Here is a 24,476-nt window from a genome sequence, read left to right on the forward strand (position 1 = left end):
GTGGAGAAAGACATGAGCAGGAAAGAAATTCTCAAGTCGTTGATGTGCCCGGTCAGAACCGGCGCAATGGCTCTTATGGCGATGTGCGTCGGCGCTGGGCTGGTTTCAGGAGCGGCCGCCGCGGATGACAATCCCTATGGCCTCATTGATGCGAAGGTCATCAGCGTCGGAACCATGGGCGATGCCAAACCCTACGCTTTCACCCAGGCCGATGGGTCGTTCACCGGCTTCGACATCGAATTGTTCCGCAACGTCGCGAGCCGCCTTGGCTTCAAGCCCGACCAGGTGATCTTCACCGGCCAGGAATTCTCGGCGCTGATGCCTTCCGTTGCAAACGAGCGCTTCGATGTCGCGGTCGCGGCAATCGGCACGACGGAAGCACGCAAAAAGACCGTCGACTTTTCCGACGGGTATATCGCAGGCTATCTCTCCGTGCTTACCGCCGACAAGGCGATCACGGCGGCGGACGGGCTCAAGGGCAAACGTCTCGGCGTCGTACAAGGCACGCTCCAGGAAATCTACGCGGCGAAGAATTTTGTCGGAACCGATCTCGTCAAATTCCCCGACAACAACTCCGCCGTTTCGGCGCTTAACAACGGAACCGTGGATGCCCACTTCCTCGATTACGAGGCCGCCAAGGACTATGGCCTTCGCTACCCGAACCTGAAGATCGCGGTCAATATTCCTTCCTTTGACGCGCCGGCCGGCTTTGTCCTGCGCAAGGGCAACGACAAGCTCCGCAATGCGCTGAACACCGCCCTTCACGCGGCCATGCAGGACGGCACCTGGAAGACGCTTTATGAAAAGTGGTTCCCCGGCTCGCCGATGCCCGACCAGTATCTTCCCAAGAAGTAGACCGTACCCGGCCGCTGGCTTTCATGCCGGCGGCCGGATTACGCCGCCGTCCTTGATGCGGACGATGTAAATAGCGCAACCAAAAGGGGGGCGAATGAACTGGCTCGAAAACCTGCGGCGCAGTTTCCTCGACTGGCAGGCAATGGCGGACGTGCTGCCCAGCATGATCACCATCGGATTGAAGAACACCTTGATCCTCGCCGCCGCGTCGACGGTACTGGGAGTCATCCTCGGCATGATCCTGGCGGTCATGGGCATCTCGCAATCGCGCTGGCTGCGCATTCCGGCGCGGGTCTACACGGATATTTTCCGTGGCCTGCCGGCGATCGTCACCATCCTGCTGATCGGCCAGGGCTTTGCCCGCATCGGCCGTGAAATCTTCGGGCCTTCGCCCTTTCCGCTCGGCATTCTTGCGCTGAGCCTGATCGCCGGCGCCTATATCGGCGAAATCTTCCGCTCGGGCATCCAGAGCGTCGAGCGCGGGCAGATGGAGGCCTGCAGGGCGCTCAGCATGAGCTACGGCCAAGGCATGCGCCTGATCGTGATCCCGCAAGGCATCCGCCGCGTCTTGCCGGCCCTCGTCAACCAGTTCATCGGCAACGTCAAGGATTCAAGCCTTGTCTACTTCCTCGGTCTGCTCGCCTCGGAGCGCGAGATCTTCCGTGTCGGTCAGGACCAGGCAGTGGTCACCGGAAATCTCTCGCCATTGCTTCTGGCCGGCGTGTTCTATCTCGTCATCACCGTGCCGTTGACCCATGTGGTCAACTACATCGACAACTCGCTGCGGGTCGGAAAGCAAAAGGCAGGCCTCGTCATCAGCGGCCTGGCCGAAGTGAGCGAACTGGAGGGCGCCACCGGCAGTGCACTTTCGGAGGCCGGCTCTGATGCCCGCTCAGCGCTGCCCCGCTTCAAGGGCGGCAGTCTCGCCATTACCGATCTCGACATGGCCTATGGCGACCTCGATGTTCTCAAAGGCGTCAGCCTGGCAGTCAAGCCTGGCACGGTCACATGCGTGATCGGCCCATCAGGTTCGGGCAAGTCGACCCTGCTGCGCTGCCTCAACCGCCTGGTCGAGCCCAAGGGCGGTGAGGTGTTGCTCGATGGTGCGAGCATCCTGGCGATGAAGCCTGAAAAACTGCGCCGGCGTGTCGGCATGGTTTTCCAGCAGTTCAATCTGTTTCCCGACCACACCGCGCTCGAAAACGTCATGCTGTCGCTGACCAAGGTAAAGGGCCTCCCTGTACAGGAAGCTGAGCGCATCGCCGAGGCGCGCCTTGCCGACGTCGGGCTTGCGACCCGCAAACACCATCGTCCAGGGAGCCTTTCCGGTGGCCAGCAGCAGCGTGTGGCAATCGCTCGTGCATTGGCGATGGACCCGGAGGTCATCTTGTTCGATGAGGTAACGAGCGCACTCGATCCAGAACTGGTGAAGGGTGTGCTCAACCTCATGGCGGATCTCGGCCGGCGCGGCATGACAATGGTCGTGGTGACGCATGAAATGGGCTTCGCCCGCAAGGTCGCCGATCAGGTCGTCTTCATGGATGAAGGCCGCATCATCGAGGCCGGCACGCCTGCCGCGATTTTCGACACGCCGAAAAGCCCGCGTCTGAAGCACTTCCTTGCCGAAGTGCTTTGATCACGCATGAGCCCTTCAAGACGGCCGCCCAAACCAACCTCCACCAGTGAAAGATATCTCATGGCTGCATCACATCAGGTTTCCAAGGTCGTTGTTGTCGGCGGCGGCATTTTTGGCGTCTCCTCGGCCGTTCATCTTGCAAGGCTCGGCATCGAGACCGTGCTGGTCAATGATGGACCGCTCGCCAAGGGAGCTTCCGGCCGCTCGCTCGCCTGGATCAATTCGGCGCGCAGGCGCTCGGCTGAATATCATCGCCTGCGCATGATCGGTATCGACCGCTACCGCAGTTTGTCGGCGCGATGCCCGGATGCCGCCTGGCTGCGTTTCGACGGTGGCCTGACGTGGGATGCGGACGATGCCTCAAACGAGATCGCCGATGTCTTCGCTCACGAAAAACGTCTCGGCTATGATGCGCAGCATCTGTCCGCGGACGCCATAAGGTTGGTCACGCCGGGTGTCTGCGCAAGCGCTGTCACGCCTCAAGGCGCGATCTTCAACGCGGGCGAGGGCTGGGTCGACCTGCCGTCGCTGATCGAAATATTGATCGCGGAATTCGTGGAGCGGGGCGGCCAGGTGGTCACCGAGGCCGGAAGCGCTACCGTCACCGTCGCCAACGGCCGCGCCACCGGCGTCACCACCACCAGCGGGATCAGCTTCGCCGCCAACGCGGTGCTTCTGGCGACCGGTGCGGATGTGCCGCGAATGGTCGCCGTGGCCGGTCAGCGTATTGCCGATGGGACACCAATCGCGCTGCTGGTCAGGACCAAGCCAGTCGACTTGCCTCTACGCGCCGTGCTCAACACGCCGCGCGTCGCCATCCGGCCGACGCCTGATGGCGCCCTCGCGCTCGATTCTGCCTGGTCGGAAGAAGAGGTGGTAGTCAATCCGGACGGGACTTATCGCGTAAAAGCATCGACCATCCAGGGGCTTCTCGACGAAGCGTCGAATGTTCTCGACGGTCATCCGAAATTGGAATTGGAGAGCTACGGTGTCGGGCCCAAGCCGATCCCCGGAGACGGCGAGCCGGTCTTCGGCCAGTTGCGGGAGATCGAGGGGTATTACGTCGCCTTCAGCCACAGCGGCGCAACACTTGGCTTGATTGCCGGCGAACTGCTTGCAACCGAGATCGCCACCGGAACAGAGCACCCACTCCTTGCAAGCTTTCGACCGTCTCGATTTTCACTTTAGCCTGCCAATTCGCCTCGGAATGGGATGTAATGTGGCATGCTTGGAGTTTCGCTAGCCGAGACGGCGGCCGCATGGCCGCTTACGCGCACCTGACAAGCGAATATGTTCCGGAACATTTTCTCCACGTTGAAGTTGGACAGCGCCAAGACCGTCGTTCGTCCAAGCTCAACCAGCGCTGAGAAATTCCATGACCAACCAACACCCCAAGACTAAACAGCCCACGGACAAGGATCTGCGAGACAACCCGGGAATCGGCACCTCGAAGGGCGCGGTCAAGGGCGGCGATATGCTCGACGAGAACGATGCTCTCGATGGGGACAATACGTTCGAAGGCGATGTCGAGAACGACGTCACGCCTCAGGGCGGCATCAATCCTGACCAGACCGGACGCACGAACAAGTAGGAGGCGCCTTGCCATGGCCGGCCGGAAGACCCACGAGCAGCAGCTGCGCATCATCGAAAAGCGCGAGAACACCAGAAATGCCGGCGACGATTTCAATGCCGAGGATGAGCTGAAGAGAACCAAGCAGGAGCGCGAGGCGCGGCAAGACGGCGCCAATCTGCGCGACGAGGGCGTGGAATTGACCGACAAGGACGATCGCCAGATGATCCGCGGCGAAAACCAGGAGAGCGAGCACCACAAGCGCAGGCAGGACGACTAAGCCTGCCGTCTTTTTAAGGCTATCGAGGAGCCATCCCAGACTACCGGCACGCCAGGCACCGCATGGTCGAGGCGCACATCGCCCGCCGCGGTGTGCGCGACGAACGAGTCCTTTCGCCACTGAGGCGGAATCCCGCGCGAGAAATCGTCGACGAGGGGTGCGAGGAGTTCGCCTATGGGGACGGTCCGGGCGGCGTTGCGCTCTGGCTATAGGGACCTGCGAAGACGCGACCTGAACATCGGCCAGCTCTGCCGCGAGAGCTTTTGGCGATCAGACAGCCTCGGCCACTACATGCAATCCTCGGCCTCGCAGCAGTTCGATGCCTTCGTCTGTTCGATCGCACCTCGCCTGTTCAGCCGCTGACTGCCGAACAGCGCCTCATCGGGTGGTACTGACACCTTTGCCTTCGGCACCTGAATAGGCGGCCTTGCCTTCGGGCACGGAACATCTCACCGACTTTCTGGTTAGGCAGGCCGGATGAAGGGAGCTTTGCGCATGGCCACTAATTTGGAAGACGGCAAGACCGCTCAATCTTCCGACGACTTGCATGGCGGCAATCGCGGCGGCGACAAAGACCAGCGTAAGACTGACAAGACCGCGAACAAGAGCAGCCAGGCGGCGGGATCCGCATCGCGGTAGGACTGAGACATGCCGACCGCCGCGGACATCCTCATCGAGACGCTGATCGACTGGAACGTCGATATCATCTTTGGCCTGCCGGGCGACGGCATCAATGGCATCATGGAGGCGCTGCGCAGACGGCAGGACCGTATCCGCTTCATTCAGGTGCGACACGAGGAATCCGCAGCGTTCATGGCGTGCGCCTACTCAAAATGGACAGGCAAGCTCGGTGTCTGCCTCGCAACTTCCGGCCCTGGCGGCACACACCTCCTGACGGGACTCTACGATGCCAAGCTCGACCAAGCGCCGGTGCTCGCCATTACCGGCATGCAGTTCCACGACCTCATCGAGACCTTCACCCAGCAGGATGTCGACTTGACGCGCGTCTTCAGCGATGTCGCCGTCTTCAACGCGCAGGTCTCCGACGCGGCGCATATGGAAAGCCTGGCCGGTCTCGCCTGCAGGTCGGCGCTGGCACGTCGCGGCGTTGCGCATCTGTCGATCGCCAGCGATGTGCAGGAGCACACGCTCGACCAGGCCAAGCGCTCGAAGCGCAACAAACCGTCGCATACGCCGGATCGTTGGTTCGAAGGAAGCAGGCTTCCCGACGAAGAACAACTTGCGAAAGCCGCCGAGATCCTGAACGGGGCGACGAAGGCCGCGATCCTCGCCGGTCGGGGCGCGCTTGGTGCCAGGCACGAGTTGGAAGAGACGGCGGAGCTGGTTGGTGCCCCCGTCGCAAAGGCCTTGCTCGGTAAGGCTGCCTTGCCCGACGATCACCCGCTGACGACTGGCGGCATCGGAATTCTCGGCACGCTGCCGTCGCAGGAAATCATGGAGGAATGTGACGCGCTGCTCGTCGTCGGCTCGAGCTTTCCCTACATCGAATACTACCCGAAGCCGGGACAGGCGCGCGGGGTGCAGATCGAGCGCGACCCGCAGCGCATCGGCCTGCGCTATCCCGTTGAGGCCGGCCTTGCCGGCGATGCCGCCGTGACGCTGCGACTGCTGAACAAGCGCCTGAAGCGCAAGGATGATCGCAGCTTCCTCGAGAAGGCGCAGGCGGGCATGCGACGCTGGCGCGAGATGATGGCGCAGTCGGAGCAAAAGGCCGCCACTTCGCTCAAGCCCCAGGTGGTCACACGCGCATTTGGGAAACGATTGCCCGATGATGCGATCCTGGTTGCCGATTCCGGCCAGAACACCGAGATGGCGGCCCGCCATATCGAGCTGCGTGACGGGCAGGCCTTCGGCGTCTCGGGCGCGCTGGCCTCGATGGCATGCGGACTGCCCTATGCGATCGCCGCGGGCCTGGCCTTTCCCGGCCGGCCGGTCTTCGCGGTCGTCGGCGACGGCGGTCTCGCGATGCAACTCGGCGAGTTCTCGACGGCAGTTCGGTACCGGGTCCCACTCAAGGTGCTCGTGCTCAAGAACGGCATGCTCAATCAGATCGCCTGGGAGCAGATGATGTTCCTCGGTAACCCGCAATTCGCCTGCGAACTCCAGCCCATCGACTTCGCCATGGCCGCCGAAGCCATGGGCGGCATTGGTTACAGCGTCTCTCGCGCCGAGGAGGTGGAAGGTGTTCTCGACGCTGCCCTGGCTGCTGAGGGTCCGGTGGTCATCGAGGCCGTGGTCGACCCGTACGAACCGATGATGCCACCGAAGATGCCACCGGATTATGCGAAAAATTTCCGCAAGGCGCTATCGGACACTCCCGGACGCGCGGAAATCGAGGCGAATGTGGCGCAAGAGCCGCTGAGGTCGATGATTACCGCCGGCGAGAAAGACTGACGACACGCAAGAAGGAGCACGAGTTGAACAAGACCGACAGCGGCACCGCAAATCGCAGTTCGCCGGACCTCATGGGCGGCGACCAAGCGTGCAAGGCCGAGGAATGGGGCGGTGGCTCGAAAGCCGCCAAGGGACCGATCACGGAACCGGATCGACACAACCGCAACTCCAGCCAAAAAAGGAGCTGACATGCAGGATGCCCAGCAGAAATATCCTCAGCCGCCGCTTCCCGAACAGCAGCAGGACATGCCCGGCTACACCGACGAGATGGATCCACGGCCCGACCACGGAGAGGAGAGCTATCGCGGCAGCGGTAAGCTGATGGACCGCGTCGCGCTGATCACCGGCGCGGACTCGGGCATCGGCCGGGCGGTGGCTATCGCGTTTGCACGCGAAGGCGCCGACGTCATGATCTCCTATCTTGAAGAGGACGAAGATGCGCAGGAGACGGCGCGCTTGGTCGAGGAAGCGGGGCGCAAGGCGGTGCTCGCACGCGGCGACATCTCGGACGAAATCTTCGCGCGGTCGCTTGTGCAGCGAGCTATCGATGAATGCGGGCGCCTGGACATCCTCGTCAACAATGCAGCCCACCAGGCGTCGTTCGAGAAGCTGGAGGACATCAGCGCGGAGGAATGGGATCTCACCTTTCGCACCAATGTCTATGCGATGTTCTATCTGTCCCAGGAAGCAGTGAAGCACATGGAACCCGGCTCGACCATCATCAACACATCCTCAATCAACGCGACCAGTCCCTCGCCGGCACTGCTTGCCTACGCCACTACCAAAGGAGCGATCGCCAACTTCACCGCCGGACTTGCAGGACTGGTAGCTGAACGCGGCATTCGGGTAAACGCGGTCGCTCCCGGGCCGATTTGGACGCCGCTGATCCCGTCGACAATGCCCTCTGAGAAGGTCAAGGAGTTCGGGAAGAACACACCGCTCAAGCGTCCCGGGCAACCGGCAGAGCTTGCAGCGACCTATGTGCTGCTTGCCTCGGAAGGGTCGAGCTACACCACCGGCGCACTCTACGAGGTCACCGGTGGACGGCCGATGCTTTGAGCGAGCGTACCTGCCAGCTCCACGGCGCCAACTCCCGGTAGCACACTGACATCTGGCGAGGCTCATGCGCGATCAGGATCGCGGACAACTGCCACGTCCGCAAACTGGTCGAGGCGCATGCCGAAGCCACCCACCAGACCCTGAACCGGAGGTTGGTAGACGCGAGGCTGACTTCATTCCGGGTTCACCGGAGCGTCAGCTTTCGGGGAGGGGCAAACGCTGGGTGAATGTCCCCGATAGGCGCATTGCAGCCATGCCGCCGTCGCGTTGTGAGACTGATTTGGCGACCAGCAAAACAGCAGCCTCTACGACTCGTCCCTCTCATCGCGCAAATTAGACACAACGCGGCGGTTCTGCGACCTGCAGGCGGAGTCGGGGCAGTCGCGGACGAGCCTGTCCTTGCCGTAGCCCTTGGCCCACATGCGGTTCCGGTCTATGCCGCCGGCGGCGAGGTAGTCCATCACCGCATCGGCGCGCTGCTGTGACAGCGCCGTTTCACTTGCGCCGGGATCGTCGGCGAAACCCTGCAGCTTGAGCAGCCAGCGCGGATGCTTTGTCAACCAGGCGATCTGGGTGTCGAGGGTGGCCTTGGCGACAGAATCGAGCGCGGCCGAACCTTTCGTGAAGTAGGTGCGGCGGCCGACATTGAGGATAAAATCCTCCTCGCTGCCCGGCTGCACGTTCTGGAAGCCGGCAATCTCGGCGTTGGTGACGTCGGGCGTCGACGGGGCCAGCGTGTTGCTGGTCGAGCAGGATGTGGCCACAACCAGCAGGCCGGCGGCGAGCAGCCGGCGCGTGTTTTCAATCATGCGGTTCATGATGCGCCAATCATTCGACAGTGGTGGAAGCGGGCGCCTGGTCGGCGATGTGCGGCAGGACCTCCACCGCGGTGCCGATCGGGCACCGCTGGTAGAGGTCGATGATGTCTTCGGGGAACATGCGGATGCAGCCGCTGGAAGCGTCGGTGCCGATGCTCCATGGCTCCAGCGTGCCATGCAAGCGGTAGCCGATGTCGGCGCCGTCGCGGTACAGATAGAGCGCGCGCGGCCCGAGCGGATTGTTGGACGCGCCGCCTGCGATCATGGGCGGTAAGTCCGGTTTGCGCTCACGCATTTCGGGGGGCGGGACCCATTGCGGCCACAGCGCGCGGCGATCGATCGTCGCGCGGCCGTACCATTTGAAGCCTTCCTTGCCGACGCCGACGCCGTAGCGGATGGCAGTCTTGTTTTCCATGATGAGGTAGAGGAAGTGGTGGCGGGTATCGACCACGACGGTGCCGACCGGCTCGCTGCTGAAATACTTGACGATCTGGCGATGCCATCTCTTGTCGATCTTGGCGAAGTTGGTCTTGCGATAGACGAAATCGTTATCGCTGGCGGTACCGGCGAAAAAGGATTTTGCCCCCGCGGCTTGAACAATATTGCTGGTTCCACCGACCGCGACCAGCGCCAGACCGCCGAGCACGACACCCCTGCGTGATAAAACCATCGGCAATCCCCCATGCCTTAAGCCTGGCGAACCATAGTTGAGAATGATTTCGGCTCAAAGTGGAAAATGCTGCAGTGGGTGGGCCGCAAGCGGTCTGTCCGCTTGACGGCAAAATAGCGGCTGCCCGCCGGCTCACGCCGGCGGGCGTTTTTGTGCGGACGGGAACATCCTCGCTCCAAGGGTGTTTTGTCACACCCGGCTCGTTCTTCATCGGTCGTGCCGGTGACCAAGATGTCCCCTCATTCATCATGGTCGGCCCGCGCAGCCTTGACCGCACGCGCGGGCCATCCCATCACAAGGCCCGCTGGCTCACGCTGGCGGGTTTTTCCGCGTCCAGGCGCCGAAACTCATCTTGGCATGCCTGTTACAACGAACCAGGCGGATTCCGCGCTCGGTCTCCGCACGCGGTGAGGAGGACTTGCGACATGCCTCGCTGCGGGATTTCGCGATGAGTCTACCTGGCTCCCGCTGAACGCCACCGCCTGACCACCGGGACCCGTTGGACGACCTTCAAGTCGAAAGCCCCCGGCAATCGCACCTTAGGCGAAGACGCTTTGCTTGTTGATGCAGTTGTCATCGCATCATCATGGGTAGCAACGCGGTGTTGCGTGTTGTTGGAGAGATGGGGTTTCCCGAAAAGAATGAACATGCGCAGATAAAAGAAGCGAGCAGGATGGCCGTGAGTACATCTGCGAATACCTATTACTCTCATATGTGCTCGCTCCTCGGAAGGCGATCCCGCCACCCTCTCGACAGTGAAGATGGCGGGATCTCAACCGGCGACAAGGGACTTCGATCAACGGCTTCCGGCTGGGTGTTCCGCCGTTCGGGCTTCTTCCAACCGCCATCAGACGCAAGTCCTATCCCATAAGACTGATGGCCAAATTCGGAACATCCGCTGAAGCATTGCGTTCGGCAGCGTGAAACCCCAAGGCAAAGGACGACTAATCATGTCGAATTGCGAGACTGCAAAATCACATTCGTTAGGAAATCGCGTGGCTGATCTCACAGCCAAGATGCGTGAAGCGCAGATTGACGCGGGTGAAATGATGGCCTTCCACAAGGTTGCAACCATGTTGGAGGACAGCCAAGGACGTATCAATGGCGACGACTTGATCGCCGCATCCTTCGTTCTGCTGGAGGACCGGGCGTCCGAGTGACCCTGCGTTGGTCGGCTTCGATCGTTCCTTGATCAGCACTGCGCAGCCGTTTTTTTTTGTCACGGCTGGCGTCTCACGGGACTGCGGGAATAGCGCAAGGCTGGAGGGTGCTGTTAGGGCCGCCGCGCCTAACAGCCAAGAGACACCGCTTCGAATTCGACCGCCAGGCGCTCGCCCGCTTTGTCCTAGGGAGAGCATTCACTTTGAAGACAGCTACGGCGTGTCCTCGCTATCAGTGCCATGCATGCTGGAGCCATGCATGAAGGACTGGATCTCGTCCGCATCGATCTTGCCGTCACCATTCTCGTCAATGCTACTGAACATCCTGCCCACCGCGCGTTGAACCTCGTCCTCGGACACCGATCCGTCGCCATCGGTGTCCAACAGCCCGAACATCAGTCGCATGCCGGCACCGCGCATCAGCTGATGATGCCAGCGTCCAGCCATTCTGTGTCCACGATCGCGGCCACCGTGGTTCTGCCAACGGCCGCCATCTTCATCGTGGCGGTCAGCACCCTCGTTGCGATCGCCTTGATAGTTGCGACTGTCTTCCTCGCGGAAACCTTCTTCGGAACCGCGATCCTGCTGCATTCTCTCCCGGACAGCTTGCTCAACCATCTGGCGGATCATTTCGCGTGTTGGTGCATCCGCTTGTCCGGCCGCATCCGGCAACTGTCCGGCGGCCGGCGGTTCGGTTGCCGGAGCGGGTGCAGGTGTCGAGGGTGATGGTGTTCCGCTTGTCTGGGCGAGCGCGGGGGAGGTCAGGGCAATGAAAACGGCGGTCGCGGCCGTCGTGCTGTGTGGAAATCTCATGGCATGCTCCATCAATGCTTTCGCTTGGAAGGCCAAACTTGAGCTCGATCTGATTGTTCCCCGAAGGGGATCAGGTCACGGCGAAGTTACAGGGCCTGCCCCCCGTCTGAGGTAGATCAGGGTCTTCGTCAGGGAATAATTTCGGCTCTTCTTCCCTAGGCACAAGAGGAAGCCGGCGCCCATTTTTGCGGGCAATGAACGTTGGACATTCGGCCTCGCCAATTTTCTGCCAGTCGATCATACCGACGCACCAATTCCCTCTGCGTCCTCTCCTTTCGTGGGACGGAAGCCGTTTCGACCGCACGCCGTCAATAGCGAATTCCGCGTCCGTATGCTGCGCGGCCATAATGCATATTTTTATGTCACGGACCTCTGTCCGTCTGGACACCATGTTAGCCAGCGCTAAATCAGAGCAATGCGACGCCTACTGCTCGGACTTACAGTTTTTCTCTTTTGGACCACGTTGCTTCAGGCCGAGGCGTGGCAGCCCTTCGGCGTCCGACAGCTTGGCTTTAGTTTCGATATTCCTCCGAATTTCGTCCTGACCCAGAATTCGGAGCAGGGCGCGGCTTTTCAGGGCCCAAGAGACGCGTTTCTGGTCGTTTGGGGCGCGCGACTGGGCAAAGCAAGTTTTCGCGCCGAGATTGAACATCGCATGATCGAGGACGAAAAGGCCGGTTGGCGACTGACCTATCGGCGCCTAGCCCCGAAATGGGCCAGCTACTCCGGGGTCAAGAATGGTGAGATTCGCTATGTCCGTGCAATTATGGTCTGCAACGAGCGTGCCGCGCTTTTCACAATGAATTATCGGAAATCCGAAAAGAAACCGTATGACCCTGTTGTTGTGCGCATGGTCCGGTCCCTGAGAGCGGAAGGATGTTAGCCAGCAAAGAGCGAGGTTGCCGTACTGTGCTTCCCTCGGCTAAGGCCCAGTGGTCAACCCGGCTCCCCGATAGCCCCGCCCAGTCACATGAAAGCAGGCACCGGCAGGTATGCGGCCGAACGCTCTCACGCTGGCTCAACCGCTCAAAGCCGCTCACCGAAAAGCTGCTTGGTGCGGTCGCGCGCTAGACCTAGCACCGAGCCATTCCCGCTGCGGCTGGTTAGCGCCTAGCTCCGTGCGCCCATGAACGGGTGGGGCGAACGTCCTGATAGCTACGGCTGTAGAAGCGCGCCGCCAAACTGCGCCCACAAGCGCTCGCACTCTCTCGCCCTTAGGCTCGGGGTACCGGGCGCGCCATAGAAGACCATGGCGCCGCGAATGTCGTATCCAAGCACCGAGGCGTTGGCCACGAACTGGATGGCTCTTCCCAAGCTGGTGATGCCGATGTCGACCTCAGCTTTGTTGGTGAGGTCGACCACGCCGACTATTTCCGCATTGGCGCTCCTGCCCGCCAAAACGGCCGTCGACATCGCATCATGCACGGCAAGAAGCATTTCGGTGAGTTGCCCGGTGGAAGGGCTCTACAAACGCTTAAACGTCAGGTTTGTTCCCAACTGGCCTTGGCGGCTTTCCGACGACCAAGTCTGGGTCACGCGGCCTCTCATGTGCGCGTAGTTGACATCGTCTGCTGGACCGAACGGTCAGGCCGACGAGCCCAGTTCCTCTCGGCATCGAGCAGTTCATTCTGCCCAATCAAGCCGTTCATAAACAGCCTGAGTATATGCGCAGCTATGCGCTCTCCGTTCTGCGAAGCAAGAGGTAGGGCGCGCTCTTTGCAGACCGTGTGACAAACCTGGGCGAGCATCTCAATGTCGCTTGGCCCCAAAAACCGACCCGGATACAACATACCGTTTTCCTGTTGGAGAGTTGGAATGGCTATCCATTACGCAGGGTCACCGGTAGCCACAATCAACTATGATAGTGAGATGTCGAGTCCGGTGGAAAAAACAGCGAGGTCACAAGTGGTCGCGCTTGTCTCCGATTGACAGATGCCTCGACGACCAGCGCTACCCGCACCCGCTTCATCGACGCGGCTTTGCAAAGGCCTATGACCAGTTCGCTACCAGCTGCCGGACCGCCCAGGCGAGCATGCCGCCGGCCCTCCCGAAGCGCGATGTCGTGGATGAGGCAGCCTTTTCCCTATACATCCAGCTGTTACGCTGCGCATCTGCTTCGGTTCGAAAACTCGCCGCGAGCCTGGCGTGCTCGCGTGTCCGGGCCGAAACAGCCCACATGTTGATAACGACATCGATGAGGCTGCCGCCGACTCGTTGGCATAGGATGCTTCCCGGCATGGGCATCGACCAATGCCCCGGGCCGACCAGCACGAACCTGCGGGGGCTTTCCCGGAACAAAGCGTCGACGATCCGGTTCGGCAGGAAGCGGCCAAATTCATGCCATCGGAGATGCCGAGGCAGATGACAGATGAAAGGGAAGCTGAAGATGACGAAGTCTGGCGACCGCACCGTTCCCGGCGACGGCAAGATCGAAACCGGCCCGAACACATCTCCGCAACAGGATCCGGCAGAGGGGTCGCGCGAGACAATCGATCGCGAACTCGAGCGGACAGACGACGATAATAATTCCGACGAAGCGGAACGCTCGCGCCGAGACCTGCGGAAAGGGGTGGCGGAAGAGACCAAGCTTCCCGAACGCGGCTCGGCCTGAGGATCGCCGGAACCTGGCCAAGGTAAGAGACATGGAAGGCTAGACGCCTGGTCGCATCGCTGCTTGCCTCCTGCCTTTAACGCCGGCCACACAACCCATGCGCGGCGGTGACCCAGGAGACGCGAGAACGGCCGCGCGACGGTCCACTCTGTTCCAGCAAACTCGGCTCGCCGAGAGCTACCACCTCTGGCGTTAGGGCCTGACGAGATGCCACCTGTCCAGGTCGCATGCCGCCAGGGTTCCGCAATCTCTATCAGGCTGCGCCGGCCTTCTGGCTGCGCTGCGAGCGGGCACGGTCGCGGGCTGCGGCAGTGCCTCCGGGAAAGCCGCTTCGATCGCTGTAGTCGCGTGGCTTGGTCCCCCTCCGAGAGTGGCGCGCGGTCACGCTTTTCGCACCGATGATGTCGAGCAATGTGATGCCGGCGACCATCGCAAGCGCAAGGCCCACATTATCGCGCTTTGGGTTGCCATGCCGATACGCTGTCAGCAATGTCGCGATATCCAGGCCGTCGCCGGCCACCCGGCTCCACAGCCCCGCTTGCTTGTCCACTGAAAGCGAGAGTATGCCGCTGCTTATTTCCCGCGCCCCATAAGCGCGGATCAGATCTTCCTTGCCGCGCATGCCGAGCGCGCCGGCAATCCGCTCGGCGCCAACCAGCTCGGCGACGCCAAGCGCGATGCTGAACCAGCCGAGCTTGCGGGCAAGGCCATCGGAGGCCGCGACCGCACTCTGCCCAGTCTTCAGCACTTTGGGATCGCCAGGCGATCGGGTGATGTTGGTAAGTTTGGCAATCACGTTCATGACGATTTCCCTACGGTTTCAGTACAACCTTGATGCAGCTGTCCTGCTTGTCGCGAAACACCTTGTACATCTCGGGTCCCTGCTCGAGCCCCACGGTATGTGTGATGACGAAGGATGGGTCGATCTGGCCATCTTCGATGCGGCGCAACAGATCCTCGGTCCAACGGTTGACATGGGTCTGCCCCATTCGGAAGGTGAGCCCCTTGTTCATTGCCTGTCCCATCGGAATCTTGTCGACCAGCCCGCTGTAGACGCCGGGGATCGAGATCACGCCGGCCGGCCGGCAGACATAGATCATCTCACGCAAAACGTGCGGTCGATCATTTTCTATCAGCATCAACTGCTTTGCGCGATCGTAGACGGTATCGGGCTGGGCCAGCGAGACGTGGCTTTCCATGCCGACGCAATCGATGCACTTCTCCGGGCCCTTTCCGCCGGTGAGTTCCCGCAGTCGTTCGACGACACTTTCCTCGGCGAAATTGATGGCGATGGCGCCGCAGGCCGCGGCCATGGAAAGCCGCTCCGGCAGGCAATCGATCGCCACCACCTGTTTCGCGCCGAGCAGCAGGGCGCTGCGTATGGCCATCTGCCCGACTGGGCCACAGCCCCACACCGCAACCGTATCGGTGGGCTCAATGTCGCACTGTGCCGCCGCCTGCCATCCGGTAGGAAAAATATCGCCGAGGAAGAGAACCTGCTCGTCGGTAAGGCTGTCAGGCACCTTTACGTGCGTGGCATCGGCGAACGGCACACGCATGTATTCCGCCTGTCCCCCAGGATAGCCGCCGGTCAAATGAGTGTAGCCGAACAGACCCGCGGTGGTGTGCCCGAACACCTTGTCACCGAGATTCTTCTTGCGGTTTGTGCGTTCGCAAACCGAAAAGTTCTGTCGCTTGCACTGGTCGCACTCACCGCAGATTATGGTGAACGGCACGACGATGCGGTCTCCCTTCTTCAGAGCGCCGTTGACGCCCTTGCCGACCTCAACGACCTCTCCCATCATCTCGTGGCCCATGATGTCGCCGGGCAGCATGGCTGGCACATAGTTGTGGTAGAGGTGAAGGTCGGAGCCGCATATGGCACAACTCGTCACCTTGATGATCGCGTCACGTTCATCCTCAATTTCCGGGTCCGAAACCTGATCGCAGCGTATGTCTTCCTTGCCGTGCCAGACCAACGCTCGCATAGCTTGCTCCTATTTTCGCAAGATCTGTGGGTAGGGACCTCGCGCCTGTCCTAAGCGGGCCGATGCCTGGTTGGATCGACTGTGCCGCTGCTTGTCGAACCACAGGGGCGGACCGATGTTCCGGGAGCTCGAGAGAATTTTTGGGCCATTCCAGACCCGCACCTTGGAAGCGTCGCGGGCACCAGCGGCCTCCCCGGGGCGCGTCGGGCACGAGCCGCTGGGCCCCGACCCACGAATGGACGTACTCAAGTGTACCAAAAACGTTCCGTCCGCAGGTGTCCTTCGCGGCGGCTGACACGTCATCTGCTCGATTCTGGCGTCCGTAACCGGCATTCTCTTCCTCGCCCGCACAGGGTCGGCCGAAGCAGCGCTGTGACCGGGGCAGGTAGGAGATGCCGCTCACGGGCGGGCGCGCAGTCCGACCCGACGCGATCGACACGAGGTGGATGGGCGCCATCGCGACGGCGGCTCTAGCGGAGTATTTCGCAGAAATACAATGATTAGCGGGCAGGGCAGAGTGCTAGCCGTGCGCAGCGATGAACATGGCGACGGCCGACCGGCAATAGGATTCGACTTCGTTGTCGTCCGCCGCTCTCGCCTGATCGAAGCGTGCGATAATCAAAAGATCGGATCCTTTGAAAAGCGCGGCAAACAAGCGGGCGGACCGGAGAGGATCGGGCACGTTCAGAACCGCCTTCGCGTGCAACTGACGCAACAGGACCTCGATTTGGGCGATGACATGGGCGGGGCCGGCTTCGAAATGGAGCTTGCTTAACGACCTTGGATTCGTCTGGTCGGCCATTACCATGGCTTCGACACTGCGGACATCTGATCTCAACAGCGTGCGAAGCAGGGATGATCCCACCGCCATGAGATGATCCTCGACCGAACCGTCGATGCCTTCAAGAAGGGCCTGTGGTGCAAACAATTGATGGCAGCCGGACGCGATGGCCGCGCTGAACAGCGCCTCCTTGTTCTCGAAGTGCCGATAGATGCTGAGCTTGGATATCTTCGCCCGCTGGGCGACCTTGTCCAATGTCGTCGCTTGAAACCCCAATTCGACAAAGAGTTCGGACGCAGCGTCGAGTATCGTTTGGCCAAGCGCCTCGTTGGCGGGCCGGCCGCGCCGGCCCTGGCTATTTTCGGTCACGACAATTCCAGTCCTTGACAGTATCCTAATTCTTGGATTACGATACCATGTAGTTTCTGAAATGCGCAAGCCGATGGGTAGGTTTCAACCAGGTCCAACCGGCCCCTCATCCACAACACGGAGCCCATCATGGATGACGTCATTATCATCGGCGGCAGCTTTGCCGGTCTCGCCGGCGCCCTGCAACTCGGCCGTGCCCGCCGCAAGGTCACCGTTCTTGATACCGGCCTGCCGCGCAACCGCTTCGCCGGCCACTCGCATGGCCTGCTCGGCCACGATCACAAGCCGCCGCTGGACATCCTGGCCGAGGCGCGGCGGCAGCTGGCGCGCTATCCCACGATCAAGCTGGTCAATGCCCGGGCCGACAGCCTGTCCGGGGCCATCGACGATTTCTCCGTGCTCACTGGCGATGGCGGAAGCCTGGGCGCGCGCCGGCTGATCCTGAGCTATGGCGTCGTCGACCAGATGCCTGATGTTCCGGGCTTTGCCGAAAGCTGGGGCACGTCCATCGTGCCCTGCCCCTATTGCGACGGCTTTGAAGTCGCCGGCCAGCATTGGGGCCTCGTCTGGTCCGGCCCACAGTCGATGAATCAGGTCAGGCTGTTCCACGATTGGACCGACAGGTTGACGGTCTTTGCCGATGGTCACGACATTCCGCCCGATATCCGGGCCGGTCTGGCGCGCCGCAACATACCTGTCGTCGACGGCCGGATCATCGAGATCGCCCATCACGGGGGGCATAACGCCACCGTCAAGCTCGATACCGGCCCCAATGTCGCGGTCGACATCCTGTTCGCGCATCCGCGCAACAAGCCATCCGCAGGCCTGAATGAATCACTGGGCCTCGCCACGGTCGATACGCCCCTCGGCGTAATCCTCAAGGTCGACGAGCGCCGCGAAACCAGCATGCCCGGCATCTACGCCGCGGGCGACCTCGCCAACCCCCTCACGCCGCCATCGGTCACCCTGGCAATATCGCACGGCGCGACGGCGGGCATCTTCGCCCAGCAGTCGATGCTGGTTTGAGAGCGCAGATTCCCTTCTCCGGGTGCCGCGGGCTATCATATTCTGAAGGCGAGGTTACGGAACGCCGGCCCGCTCTCCCCTGAGGGGCATCTTTGGCCGGTTGGCTTTGGGAACTCAACTGCGCTGCCGGCATGACGGCGATCGCCGACATCGGTTATCAAGCTCAATCACGCTGGAAAGCATGAACCACGTCGACGTCGACATCGACGGCGGGCTTACGGTATGGGGACCGGTGGCGGGAGATTCGCCACCGCTGTCGGTACCCGATGCTGCGACGCTACTTTGCAGAACGGTCGCGTCCAGCAGCGCTTCTGGCGGAAGTCTCAGGCGGCCACGACGCGGGCCAGCAGTGACGCGGCCTCGGTACCAGCCAAGCCAAGGTCACGGACGCTGCTCATGTGATTGGCCCCACCAAGGGTGGTGCGCGAAACAGTCAGTCCCTGTGTGTCAAGGTGGTCCGTGAAGAGTGCGGCCTGGCTGTGGAACGGCGGCGTTTCATCGGCGCCGACCAAGATATCTACGTCCACGGATGGATCGAAACTGTGATCGATCGGCGAGAATCGGCGGGCCTCCTCGTCGGTGATCGCGATCTCGGCGGCAAGGAACGACATCTGCAATGGCTTCAGGTCGTAGAGGCCGCCAAGCAGCAGCGCAGCTTTGATGCCGGAAGGCCGCTCGTCACCGTCGAAAAGCATTGTTGCCAGATGCGCACCGGCGGAATGACCGCTAACGGTCAGCAGGCCGGGATCGCCGCCATGGTGTGCGACATTGTCAAATACCCATCGCTTGGCGCGGCGCACCTGGTCGACGATCCTGGCCATCCTGACGGTCGGCATCAGCGCGTAGTCGACAATGACCGCGATCGCACCTGCGTTCGTAACGGTCTCGGCGACGTAGGAATAGTCGCGCTTGGAGAACATGCGCCAATAGCCCCCGTGGATGAACATGTGCACCGGCAGGCGGTCCCGTTTGCCCTCGGGAAAGAACAGATCCACGGTTTCGGTGGCGTCAGCCCCGTAGGCGACATCGGCGACCATGGGAACATTCGCCCTGGTGTCCTCGCTTCTGCGAACGATCTCGGCGACCATGTCGTCGAACTCGACCACATGATCGCGAATGCGAAACGGATCTTTGGCGTGATGTCCGCTCACAGGGTCACGGCGATGTACTTGGCCTCCATGAACTCGGCAACGCCATGCTTCTGGCCGCCTTCTCGCCCCAACCCGCTTTGCTTGACTCCGCCGAAGGGCGCCGCCGGATCCGACATCAGGCCGCGGTTGAGCGCGATCATGCCGGACTCGATCTTCGATGCCACGCGCATCCCCCGGCCCAGGTCGCGCGTATAGATGTAGGCAGCGAGACCGTATTCGGTGTCATTGGCTTTGGAGATGACATCCGCCTCGCTTTCGAAGCGACTGATCGGCGCCACGGGACCGAAGATCTCCTCGTGAGCCATGGCAACGTCGGCCGGCACGTCCTTGAGCACCGTTGGCGGATAGAAAAAGCCTCTGCCTTCAGATACGCCGCCACCACACAGGATTTTGGCGCCGCGGGCAACGGCGTCCTGCACAAGCCGGTCGATCTTGTGCACAGCCTTCCTGGTGATCATCGGCCCGCATTCTGTGTCTGAGTCTGTGCCCGGGCCCACGTTGAGTGCCGCCATGCGTTTGCTCAAGCCTTCCGCGAAAGCATCATGGATGCCGGCCTGGACGTAAAGCCGGTTGGCGGCCGTGCAGGCTTCGCCGGCGTTGCGCATCTTGGCAACCATCGCACCGTCGAGGGCGGCTTCCAGGTCGGCGTCGTCGAAGACGATGAAGGGTGCGTTGCCGCCAAGCTCCATGGAACAGGAAATGACGTGCTTTGCGGCTTCGGCCAGCAGCACGCGCCCGACGCCGGTCGAGCCGGTGAAGGACAGCTTTCGCACGCGCGGATCGGCCAGCATGGCCGCCGTCACCGGTCCGGGGGTCGAGGTCGTCAGGACGTTGACGACGCCGGGCGGCACGCCGGCTTCCTCGTAGAGCGCCGCAAGCGCATAGGCCGTCAGCGGCGTCTCGCTGGCGGGCTTCAGGATCACCGTGCAGCCGGCCGCGAGCGCCGGAGCGATTTTGCGTGTCGCCATGGCGGCTGGGAAATTCCATGGCGTGATGAGCACGCAAATGCCGATGGGCTGGTAGTCGACAATGATCCGGTTCGCGCCCGAGGGTGCAAGGCCGAACTCGCCGCTGATGCGGACCGCCTCCTCGGCGTTCCAGCGGAAAAACTCAGCGGCGTAGGCGACTTCACCGCGCGCATCGCGCAGCGCCTTGCCGTTCTCCAGCGAGATCAGCGCAGCCAACGTCTCCATCCGGTCGGTCATCAGTTCGAAGCAGCGCCGCAGGATTTCCGATCGCCTGCGTGGCGGGGTCTCGCGCCAGCCGGCGGCCGCCTTCGCGGCAGCGTCGACGGCGGCGGCGGCATCAGTGAGCGTTGCATCGGGAACCGCAGCGATCACGGCTTCGGTCGAGGGATCGACCACTTCGATCACGCGGCCCTCCGATGAGGGCCGCCAGCGTCCGCCAATGTAGAGACCGTGCGAGACCGTGGCGTAGTCGAACATATCTTGATCCTCGTCGGATATGCCTGCGGCAATGTTCATTGGATGAACTCCTGGTCGATCACATCATGGCGGCGGACATGTCGCCGTCATAGGCAGCCCTGACCAGCTGTCGCATCGCGGCGAGGTCGAACGGGCGCGGATTGTTCTTGATCAACCGGTCGATGCCCAGCGCCTGCTCAGCCGTCCAGTCGATCTTGTCTTCGGGAAGACCCAGTTCGGCCAATGTCGGTGTGATGCCGATGGCGCCAAACAGCCGGCTCACCTCACGGATGGTGGCGTGCGCCAAGGCATCGGCGCCGCCGCCCTGATGGGAAAGGCCAAGAGCAGTGCCGACTTCCGCAATCTCCGCGGCTGCTGCGGCCAGATTGTAGGTCATCACATAGGGCAGCATCGTGGCCACCCCCAGGCCATGCGGGGTGTGGGTAAGCGCGCCAACGGGATACTGCACCGCATGGGCGGCGGCCGTTCCCGCCGTACCGAAGGCGCAACCGGCGGCCAGCGCTCCGATCATCACGTCGGCGCGCGCATCCTCGTCCGATCCGTCGCGATATGCCTTTTCCAGACTGCGGCCGAGCAGCCTGATGGCCAAAAGCGCGAAATGGTCGGTCAGAGCGCTCTTGCCGATGAACACATGCTGTTGCGGCAAATGAGGGTCCGCGCCGCGTTTGGCCGCTGTGAAGGCCTCGATTGCGTGCGTCAGCGCGTCGGCGCCGGCGATCGCCGTCAAGGATGGTGGACAGGTCACCGTCAGATCCGGATCGCAAAGCGCCACTGCTGCGATGAGATGCGGACTGGCGATACCCACTTTCAGCGTCCGATCCGGGTCGGAGATCACGGCGACGGGGGTCACCTCGGAGCCTGTTCCAGCCGTCGTCGGCACTGCGATCACCGGAAGGGTAGGGCCGGGTACCTTGAACTCGCCATAGTAGTCCTCGAGCCTGCCGCCGTGGCTGAGCAGAAGTGCAGCGCATTTGGCCATGTCGAGGCAGCTGCCGCCCCCGATGCCGATCACCATGTCCGGCTTGAAATCTTTCGCTTGCGCAATGCAGGCGGCGACGCTGTCGCGCGGCACATCCGGCAGCGTTCGGTCGAAGACCAACGTCTCGATCGCCGCGTTGTGCAAGCCAGCGAGGATCTCGGCGAACTGCGACGTCGCCGCGAATCGCTCATCGGTACAGACGAACGCGCGGCGCCCATATTTGGCGGCAATGGCAGGCAGGACATGGCGCTGGCCTTTGCCGAACAGAATCTCGCTCGGCAGGCGCGCCGCTGCAAACAAGCTCATGCACAAGATCCTGCGAAGACGGATTGGAAGCCGACAGGCTTGGCTTCGTGCCGGAGGCCGACCTCGGCGCTGCAGGTCGTGATCATGCGATACCCTCATAAAATCGTATATGATATAGGATTGAGTTTCGCGGAGCATCATGTTAGTGGATGGTTCTGTCAAGAGGCAAACGATGCAGAACACGGACCTGACGGTTGACAATGAAGCTCGTGCGACCGGTCGTATTCAGCGCGCCAACAGTCTGGCTGGCGACGTTTACGAAGCAATCTTCGCGCAGCTCATGTCTTTGAGGATTGCTCCGGGATCGCGCATCACCGTCGACAATCTCGTCAAGGAATTCAACGTCTCGCATACCCCCATTCGTGAAGCGCTTGGCAGGTTGGAGGGGGAAGGGCTGGTTCTGAAAACCCACCTGATCGGCTATCGCGCCGCCCCACAAATCACCCGCCGGCGCTTCGACGAGCTTTACGAGCTGCGTCTATTGCTTGAACCTGCCGCCGCGGCCAAAGCCACCGCAACAATGGACGGCGAGCGCCTTGCCGCGCTGCAGGAGGCGGCCGGCGTCATGGCTCGGCGGGTGGGGAAAGACGAACGCCTGCGCTATTCGAACTTCGCCCGTCAGGATGCGATCTTCCACGACAAGATCGTCGAGTTTGCCCAAAACGAACTCATTCGCGAGACACTGAATCACCAGCATACCCACTTCCATATCTTCCGCCTGATGTATCACTCCAGGGTGACCGAAGAGGCGCTCGACGAGCACGAGGCTATTCTCGCTGCCTTTGCCGCGGGCGATCCGGACGCCGCCGAAAAAGCCATGCGCGCGCACATCGAAAATTCGCGGGACAGGCTCCTGCCTGCGTTCGAGTAGCCTGGCGATGTTGCTTGTCAGAGGCACCCTCAAGCGCGGCGCGCCGCTGTCCGCCCAGCCTGCCGCCTACGAATTCTATTCCCCGTTCTGAGCCGATTTCGATCCCGGGAAGCGAGGCGCGCAGTGCACCTCGCCCCTGAAACAAGCCGAGAGGAAAAGACATGCCAGCCAAAAAAATCCTGATGCTGACCGGTGATTTCACCGAGGAGTATGAAATCTTCGTCTATCAGCAGGCGATGGAAGCGGTGGGACACACCGTACATGTCGTGTGCCCCGACAAAAGCGCCGGAGACATGATCAAGACATCGCTGCACGATTTCGAGGGCGATCAGACCTACACCGAAAAGCCCGGCCATAACGCGCTGATCAACAAGACCTTCGCCGACGCCGAGAAGCAGCTGAGCCAGTACGACGCTGTCTATTGCGCCGGCGGTCGTGGCCCCGAATACATCCGCACCGACAAGCGGATACAGGCAATGGTGCGCCATTTTCACGAGGCCAAGAAGCCGATCTTCACGATCTGCCATGGCGTCCAGATTCTGATCGCGGTCGACGGCGTCGTGCGCGGCAAGAAGGTGGCGGCGCTCGCCGCCTGCGAGCCGGAGGTGACGCTTGCCGGCGGCACCTACATCGATCTGTCTCCCACCGACGCCTATGTCGATGGGACCATGGTTTCAGCCAAAGGCTGGACCGCGCTTGCGGCGTTCATCCGTGAATGCCTGAAGGTGCTGGGAACGGAAATCCACCATTCTTGAACCGTTGAGCCGGCGCATCCCCTGAAGGATGCGCCGGCTCCCTCAACGGCGCGGCGACTTCCGTCATTTCATCAAGTTCAGATCAGGAACCTGCGGCAGGTGTGCTCCAGAACCTTGTGCCATCATCACCTCGGACGCCTTCAAGGCGCTGCCGCATCGCGTGCGTGCACAGCGCGCTATCCTCGTTGACCTTTCCCAGCTTGGCGGGTGCGAACCCGAGTTGATTGGCCCATTGGGGAACTGGACATGAAGTCGGCGCCGGGAGCTATCAGGGCTTCACGAACCGAAACGCGAAGCGATCGGTCTCGCCCTTGATCGCGGGATCGAACACCTTGATCGAGTGCGGGTCATCCCTGTTCAAGAGCACGGTGCTTTCCGCGTCCAGCACGAAGCCGGCCGCCTCCACCTCCTCGCGGACGGATGCAGGGTCGATCCGATGCAGCGACCGTTTGTCGCTCGTGCCTGACCCAGCGGCGGCGGCGTGGTCGACGATGACGTAGGACCCACCGGGTTTCAGCCGGTTGTAGACAGCTCGATTGAAGTCGGCGGCCGTCGCACCCTTCTTCTGGACCAGGGCGGTGTGAAGATCGTGGTAAAACAGGTGCAGCCATAGGACATCCGCTGGCGGCGTGACCTCCGGCATCGCGACGAGATCCGCCGAGGCGGCTTCGACGTTCTCTCGGCCCGGCTCCTTCGCGAGCGTCCGCATGAGGCCGACCGGATCGTTCTTGAAGTGGGCGACTTCGGCCGGCACGAAGCTGTAGACCCGCCCCTCTGATCCGACGATGTCGGAGAAGAGGCGCGTCCAGTCTCCGTCGCCAGGGTAGACGTCGATCACGGTGGAGCCCGCCTCGATTCGTGCGAACCGGATTAATTCGGACACCTTGGATTGGTCGTACATCGAAATCTCCTTAGGAG

General features: G+C 61.8%; 27 protein-coding genes. 16 read left to right on the forward strand and 11 right to left on the reverse strand.

All coding sequences use genetic code 11. The annotated features are described in order from the left end of the window. The first annotated feature begins 12 nt into the window (after positions 1–12). The 10 genes from NKJ78_RS12950 to NKJ78_RS12995 all read left to right on the forward strand — a co-directional run bounded on the left by NKJ78_RS12950 (position 13) and on the right by NKJ78_RS12995 (position 7,815). The gene (locus tag NKJ78_RS12950; protein ID WP_023738312.1) at positions 13–855 is read left to right on the forward strand and encodes an ABC transporter substrate-binding protein; all 843 of its coding nucleotides are present in this window, start codon (positions 13–15) and stop codon (positions 853–855) included. Between the two features lie 94 nt (positions 856–949). Beyond that, complete coding sequence (locus NKJ78_RS12955) at positions 950–2,491, forward strand: amino acid ABC transporter permease/ATP-binding protein (protein ID WP_023695154.1); 1,542 nt, start codon at positions 950–952, stop codon at positions 2,489–2,491. 60 nt (positions 2,492–2,551) lie between these two features. Continuing rightward, positions 2,552–3,679: an NAD(P)/FAD-dependent oxidoreductase gene (locus NKJ78_RS12960; RefSeq protein ID WP_023695155.1), complete on the forward strand. Its 1,128-nt coding sequence runs from the start codon at positions 2,552–2,554 to the stop codon at positions 3,677–3,679. A gap of 187 nt (positions 3,680–3,866) precedes the next feature. Next, complete coding sequence (locus NKJ78_RS12965; RefSeq protein ID WP_023667757.1) at positions 3,867–4,082, forward strand: hypothetical protein; 216 nt, start codon at positions 3,867–3,869, stop codon at positions 4,080–4,082. Between the two features lie 13 nt (positions 4,083–4,095). Continuing rightward, complete coding sequence (locus NKJ78_RS12970; protein ID WP_023738313.1) at positions 4,096–4,341, forward strand: hypothetical protein; 246 nt, start codon at positions 4,096–4,098, stop codon at positions 4,339–4,341. Positions 4,342–4,515: 174 nt separating this feature from the next. Continuing rightward, positions 4,516–4,704, forward strand: coding sequence for a hypothetical protein (locus tag NKJ78_RS12975; RefSeq protein WP_023707234.1), 189 nt, complete (start codon positions 4,516–4,518; stop codon positions 4,702–4,704). Positions 4,705–4,818: 114 nt separating this feature from the next. Beyond that, positions 4,819–4,980 (forward strand): hypothetical protein, encoded by a 162-nt coding sequence (locus tag NKJ78_RS12980; RefSeq protein WP_023751093.1) that lies wholly within the window; start codon positions 4,819–4,821, stop codon positions 4,978–4,980. 9 nt (positions 4,981–4,989) lie between these two features. Beyond that, entirely contained in the window at positions 4,990–6,756 is a 1,767-nt protein-coding gene (locus NKJ78_RS12985) for a thiamine pyrophosphate-dependent enzyme (protein ID WP_023738315.1), read from the forward strand. Between the two features lie 23 nt (positions 6,757–6,779). Next, positions 6,780–6,944, forward strand: coding sequence for a hypothetical protein (locus tag NKJ78_RS12990; protein WP_023695159.1), 165 nt, complete (start codon positions 6,780–6,782; stop codon positions 6,942–6,944). A 1-nt stretch (position 6,945) separates the two neighbouring features. Beyond that, positions 6,946–7,815, forward strand: coding sequence for an SDR family oxidoreductase (locus tag NKJ78_RS12995; protein WP_023726223.1), 870 nt, complete (start codon positions 6,946–6,948; stop codon positions 7,813–7,815). A gap of 305 nt (positions 7,816–8,120) precedes the next feature. Here the strand turns inward: NKJ78_RS12995 and NKJ78_RS13000 are convergent, their stop codons facing one another. Together NKJ78_RS13000 and NKJ78_RS13005 are read right to left on the reverse strand one after the other, a co-directional pair. Next, the gene (locus NKJ78_RS13000) at positions 8,121–8,633 is read right to left on the reverse strand and encodes an OmpA family protein (RefSeq protein WP_023667764.1); all 513 of its coding nucleotides are present in this window, start codon (positions 8,631–8,633) and stop codon (positions 8,121–8,123) included. Positions 8,634–8,643: 10 nt separating this feature from the next. Next, the gene (locus tag NKJ78_RS13005) at positions 8,644–9,303 is read right to left on the reverse strand and encodes a L,D-transpeptidase (RefSeq protein WP_023682764.1); all 660 of its coding nucleotides are present in this window, start codon (positions 9,301–9,303) and stop codon (positions 8,644–8,646) included. 995 nt (positions 9,304–10,298) lie between these two features. Here NKJ78_RS13005 and NKJ78_RS13010 point away from each other — a divergent pair. Continuing rightward, positions 10,299–10,463 (forward strand): hypothetical protein, encoded by a 165-nt coding sequence (locus NKJ78_RS13010; RefSeq protein WP_348524243.1) that lies wholly within the window; start codon positions 10,299–10,301, stop codon positions 10,461–10,463. A 213-nt stretch (positions 10,464–10,676) separates the two neighbouring features. Here NKJ78_RS13010 and NKJ78_RS13015 read toward each other — a convergent pair whose 3' ends face one another. Then, positions 10,677–11,276: an EF-hand domain-containing protein gene (locus NKJ78_RS13015; protein ID WP_023738317.1), complete on the reverse strand. Its 600-nt coding sequence runs from the start codon at positions 11,274–11,276 to the stop codon at positions 10,677–10,679. A gap of 463 nt (positions 11,277–11,739) precedes the next feature. Between NKJ78_RS13015 and NKJ78_RS13020 the strand changes: the two genes are divergently transcribed. Then, the gene (locus tag NKJ78_RS13020; protein WP_245260389.1) at positions 11,740–12,159 is read left to right on the forward strand and encodes a hypothetical protein; all 420 of its coding nucleotides are present in this window, start codon (positions 11,740–11,742) and stop codon (positions 12,157–12,159) included. Between the two features lie 272 nt (positions 12,160–12,431). Here NKJ78_RS13020 and NKJ78_RS13025 read toward each other — a convergent pair whose 3' ends face one another. Next, positions 12,432–12,689: a hypothetical protein gene (locus NKJ78_RS13025; protein ID WP_245260390.1), complete on the reverse strand. Its 258-nt coding sequence runs from the start codon at positions 12,687–12,689 to the stop codon at positions 12,432–12,434. 973 nt (positions 12,690–13,662) lie between these two features. On the opposite strand from NKJ78_RS13025, the gene NKJ78_RS13030 reads away from it, so the two are divergent. Beyond that, positions 13,663–13,887: a hypothetical protein gene (locus NKJ78_RS13030; RefSeq protein WP_156929751.1), complete on the forward strand. Its 225-nt coding sequence runs from the start codon at positions 13,663–13,665 to the stop codon at positions 13,885–13,887. Positions 13,888–14,140: 253 nt separating this feature from the next. On the opposite strand, the gene NKJ78_RS13035 is transcribed toward NKJ78_RS13030, so the two are convergent. The 3 genes from NKJ78_RS13035 to NKJ78_RS13045 all read right to left on the reverse strand — a co-directional run bounded on the left by NKJ78_RS13035 (position 14,141) and on the right by NKJ78_RS13045 (position 17,025). After that, on the reverse strand, positions 14,141–14,689 hold the full coding sequence (locus tag NKJ78_RS13035; protein WP_023710080.1) for a hypothetical protein: 549 nt from the start codon (positions 14,687–14,689) through the stop codon (positions 14,141–14,143). A gap of 10 nt (positions 14,690–14,699) precedes the next feature. Next, positions 14,700–15,875, reverse strand: coding sequence for a zinc-dependent alcohol dehydrogenase (locus NKJ78_RS13040; protein ID WP_023738322.1), 1,176 nt, complete (start codon positions 15,873–15,875; stop codon positions 14,700–14,702). Between the two features lie 520 nt (positions 15,876–16,395). Then, positions 16,396–17,025, reverse strand: coding sequence for a TetR/AcrR family transcriptional regulator (locus NKJ78_RS13045; RefSeq protein WP_023738323.1), 630 nt, complete (start codon positions 17,023–17,025; stop codon positions 16,396–16,398). A 129-nt stretch (positions 17,026–17,154) separates the two neighbouring features. On the opposite strand from NKJ78_RS13045, the gene NKJ78_RS13050 reads away from it, so the two are divergent. Then, positions 17,155–18,051 (forward strand): NAD(P)/FAD-dependent oxidoreductase, encoded by an 897-nt coding sequence (locus tag NKJ78_RS13050; RefSeq protein WP_352460195.1) that lies wholly within the window; start codon positions 17,155–17,157, stop codon positions 18,049–18,051. 323 nt (positions 18,052–18,374) lie between these two features. Here NKJ78_RS13050 and NKJ78_RS13055 read toward each other — a convergent pair whose 3' ends face one another. From NKJ78_RS13055 to NKJ78_RS13065, 3 genes are read right to left on the reverse strand one after another with little or no spacing between them, the layout of a single operon-like run. After that, the gene (locus tag NKJ78_RS13055; protein WP_023738325.1) at positions 18,375–19,202 is read right to left on the reverse strand and encodes an alpha/beta hydrolase; all 828 of its coding nucleotides are present in this window, start codon (positions 19,200–19,202) and stop codon (positions 18,375–18,377) included. After that, positions 19,199–20,647: an NAD-dependent succinate-semialdehyde dehydrogenase gene (locus NKJ78_RS13060; RefSeq protein WP_245260408.1), complete on the reverse strand. Its 1,449-nt coding sequence runs from the start codon at positions 20,645–20,647 to the stop codon at positions 19,199–19,201. The genes NKJ78_RS13055 and NKJ78_RS13060 overlap by 4 nt, the downstream gene beginning before the upstream one ends. A 58-nt stretch (positions 20,648–20,705) precedes the next feature. Further along, complete coding sequence (locus NKJ78_RS13065; protein WP_023738327.1) at positions 20,706–21,932, reverse strand: iron-containing alcohol dehydrogenase; 1,227 nt, start codon at positions 21,930–21,932, stop codon at positions 20,706–20,708. Between the two features lie 172 nt (positions 21,933–22,104). Between NKJ78_RS13065 and NKJ78_RS13070 the strand changes: the two genes are divergently transcribed. Further along, on the forward strand, positions 22,105–22,803 hold the full coding sequence (locus NKJ78_RS13070) for a GntR family transcriptional regulator (protein ID WP_023667782.1): 699 nt from the start codon (positions 22,105–22,107) through the stop codon (positions 22,801–22,803). A gap of 161 nt (positions 22,804–22,964) precedes the next feature. Further along, positions 22,965–23,558 carry a DJ-1/PfpI family protein gene (locus NKJ78_RS13075; RefSeq protein WP_023667783.1) on the forward strand — a complete coding sequence of 198 codons (594 nt, stop codon included), beginning with the start codon at positions 22,965–22,967 and terminating at the stop codon, positions 23,556–23,558. Between the two features lie 268 nt (positions 23,559–23,826). On the opposite strand, the gene NKJ78_RS13080 is transcribed toward NKJ78_RS13075, so the two are convergent. Continuing rightward, the gene (locus NKJ78_RS13080) at positions 23,827–24,459 is read right to left on the reverse strand and encodes a class I SAM-dependent methyltransferase (protein ID WP_352460194.1); all 633 of its coding nucleotides are present in this window, start codon (positions 24,457–24,459) and stop codon (positions 23,827–23,829) included. Positions 24,460–24,476: the final 17 nt, after the last annotated feature.

It is taken from the genome of Mesorhizobium sp. M0037 (assembly GCF_040323635.1).
Classification (GTDB): domain Bacteria; phylum Pseudomonadota; class Alphaproteobacteria; order Rhizobiales; family Rhizobiaceae; genus Mesorhizobium.

Coding starts and splice junctions, on each gene's coding strand:
- NKJ78_RS13050 (WP_352460195.1), top strand. CDS start 17,155: ATGGATGACGTCATTATCATCGGCGGCAGCTTTGCCGGTCTCGCCGGC.
- NKJ78_RS13030 (WP_156929751.1), top strand. CDS start 13,663: ATGACGAAGTCTGGCGACCGCACCGTTCCCGGCGACGGCAAGATCGAA.
- NKJ78_RS12985 (WP_023738315.1), top strand. CDS start 4,990: ATGCCGACCGCCGCGGACATCCTCATCGAGACGCTGATCGACTGGAAC.
- NKJ78_RS13035 (WP_023710080.1), bottom strand. CDS start 14,689: ATGAACGTGATTGCCAAACTTACCAACATCACCCGATCGCCTGGCGAT.
- NKJ78_RS12970 (WP_023738313.1), top strand. CDS start 4,096: ATGGCCGGCCGGAAGACCCACGAGCAGCAGCTGCGCATCATCGAAAAG.
- NKJ78_RS13065 (WP_023738327.1), bottom strand. CDS start 21,932: ATGAGCTTGTTTGCAGCGGCGCGCCTGCCGAGCGAGATTCTGTTCGGC.
- NKJ78_RS13000 (WP_023667764.1), bottom strand. CDS start 8,633: ATGAACCGCATGATTGAAAACACGCGCCGGCTGCTCGCCGCCGGCCTG.
- NKJ78_RS12965 (WP_023667757.1), top strand. CDS start 3,867: ATGACCAACCAACACCCCAAGACTAAACAGCCCACGGACAAGGATCTG.
- NKJ78_RS13025 (WP_245260390.1), bottom strand. CDS start 12,689: ATGTCGACGGCCGTTTTGGCGGGCAGGAGCGCCAATGCGGAAATAGTC.
- NKJ78_RS13070 (WP_023667782.1), top strand. CDS start 22,105: ATGCAGAACACGGACCTGACGGTTGACAATGAAGCTCGTGCGACCGGT.
- NKJ78_RS12960 (WP_023695155.1), top strand. CDS start 2,552: ATGGCTGCATCACATCAGGTTTCCAAGGTCGTTGTTGTCGGCGGCGGC.
- NKJ78_RS12980 (WP_023751093.1), top strand. CDS start 4,819: ATGAAGGGAGCTTTGCGCATGGCCACTAATTTGGAAGACGGCAAGACC.
- NKJ78_RS13015 (WP_023738317.1), bottom strand. CDS start 11,276: ATGAGATTTCCACACAGCACGACGGCCGCGACCGCCGTTTTCATTGCC.
- NKJ78_RS12975 (WP_023707234.1), top strand. CDS start 4,516: ATGGGGACGGTCCGGGCGGCGTTGCGCTCTGGCTATAGGGACCTGCGA.
- NKJ78_RS12995 (WP_023726223.1), top strand. CDS start 6,946: ATGCAGGATGCCCAGCAGAAATATCCTCAGCCGCCGCTTCCCGAACAG.
- NKJ78_RS13005 (WP_023682764.1), bottom strand. CDS start 9,303: ATGGTTTTATCACGCAGGGGTGTCGTGCTCGGCGGTCTGGCGCTGGTC.
- NKJ78_RS13075 (WP_023667783.1), top strand. CDS start 22,965: ATGCCAGCCAAAAAAATCCTGATGCTGACCGGTGATTTCACCGAGGAG.
- NKJ78_RS12950 (WP_023738312.1), top strand. CDS start 13: ATGAGCAGGAAAGAAATTCTCAAGTCGTTGATGTGCCCGGTCAGAACC.
- NKJ78_RS13060 (WP_245260408.1), bottom strand. CDS start 20,647: ATGTTCGACTACGCCACGGTCTCGCACGGTCTCTACATTGGCGGACGC.
- NKJ78_RS13080 (WP_352460194.1), bottom strand. CDS start 24,459: ATGTACGACCAATCCAAGGTGTCCGAATTAATCCGGTTCGCACGAATC.
- NKJ78_RS13040 (WP_023738322.1), bottom strand. CDS start 15,875: ATGCGAGCGTTGGTCTGGCACGGCAAGGAAGACATACGCTGCGATCAG.
- NKJ78_RS12955 (WP_023695154.1), top strand. CDS start 950: ATGAACTGGCTCGAAAACCTGCGGCGCAGTTTCCTCGACTGGCAGGCA.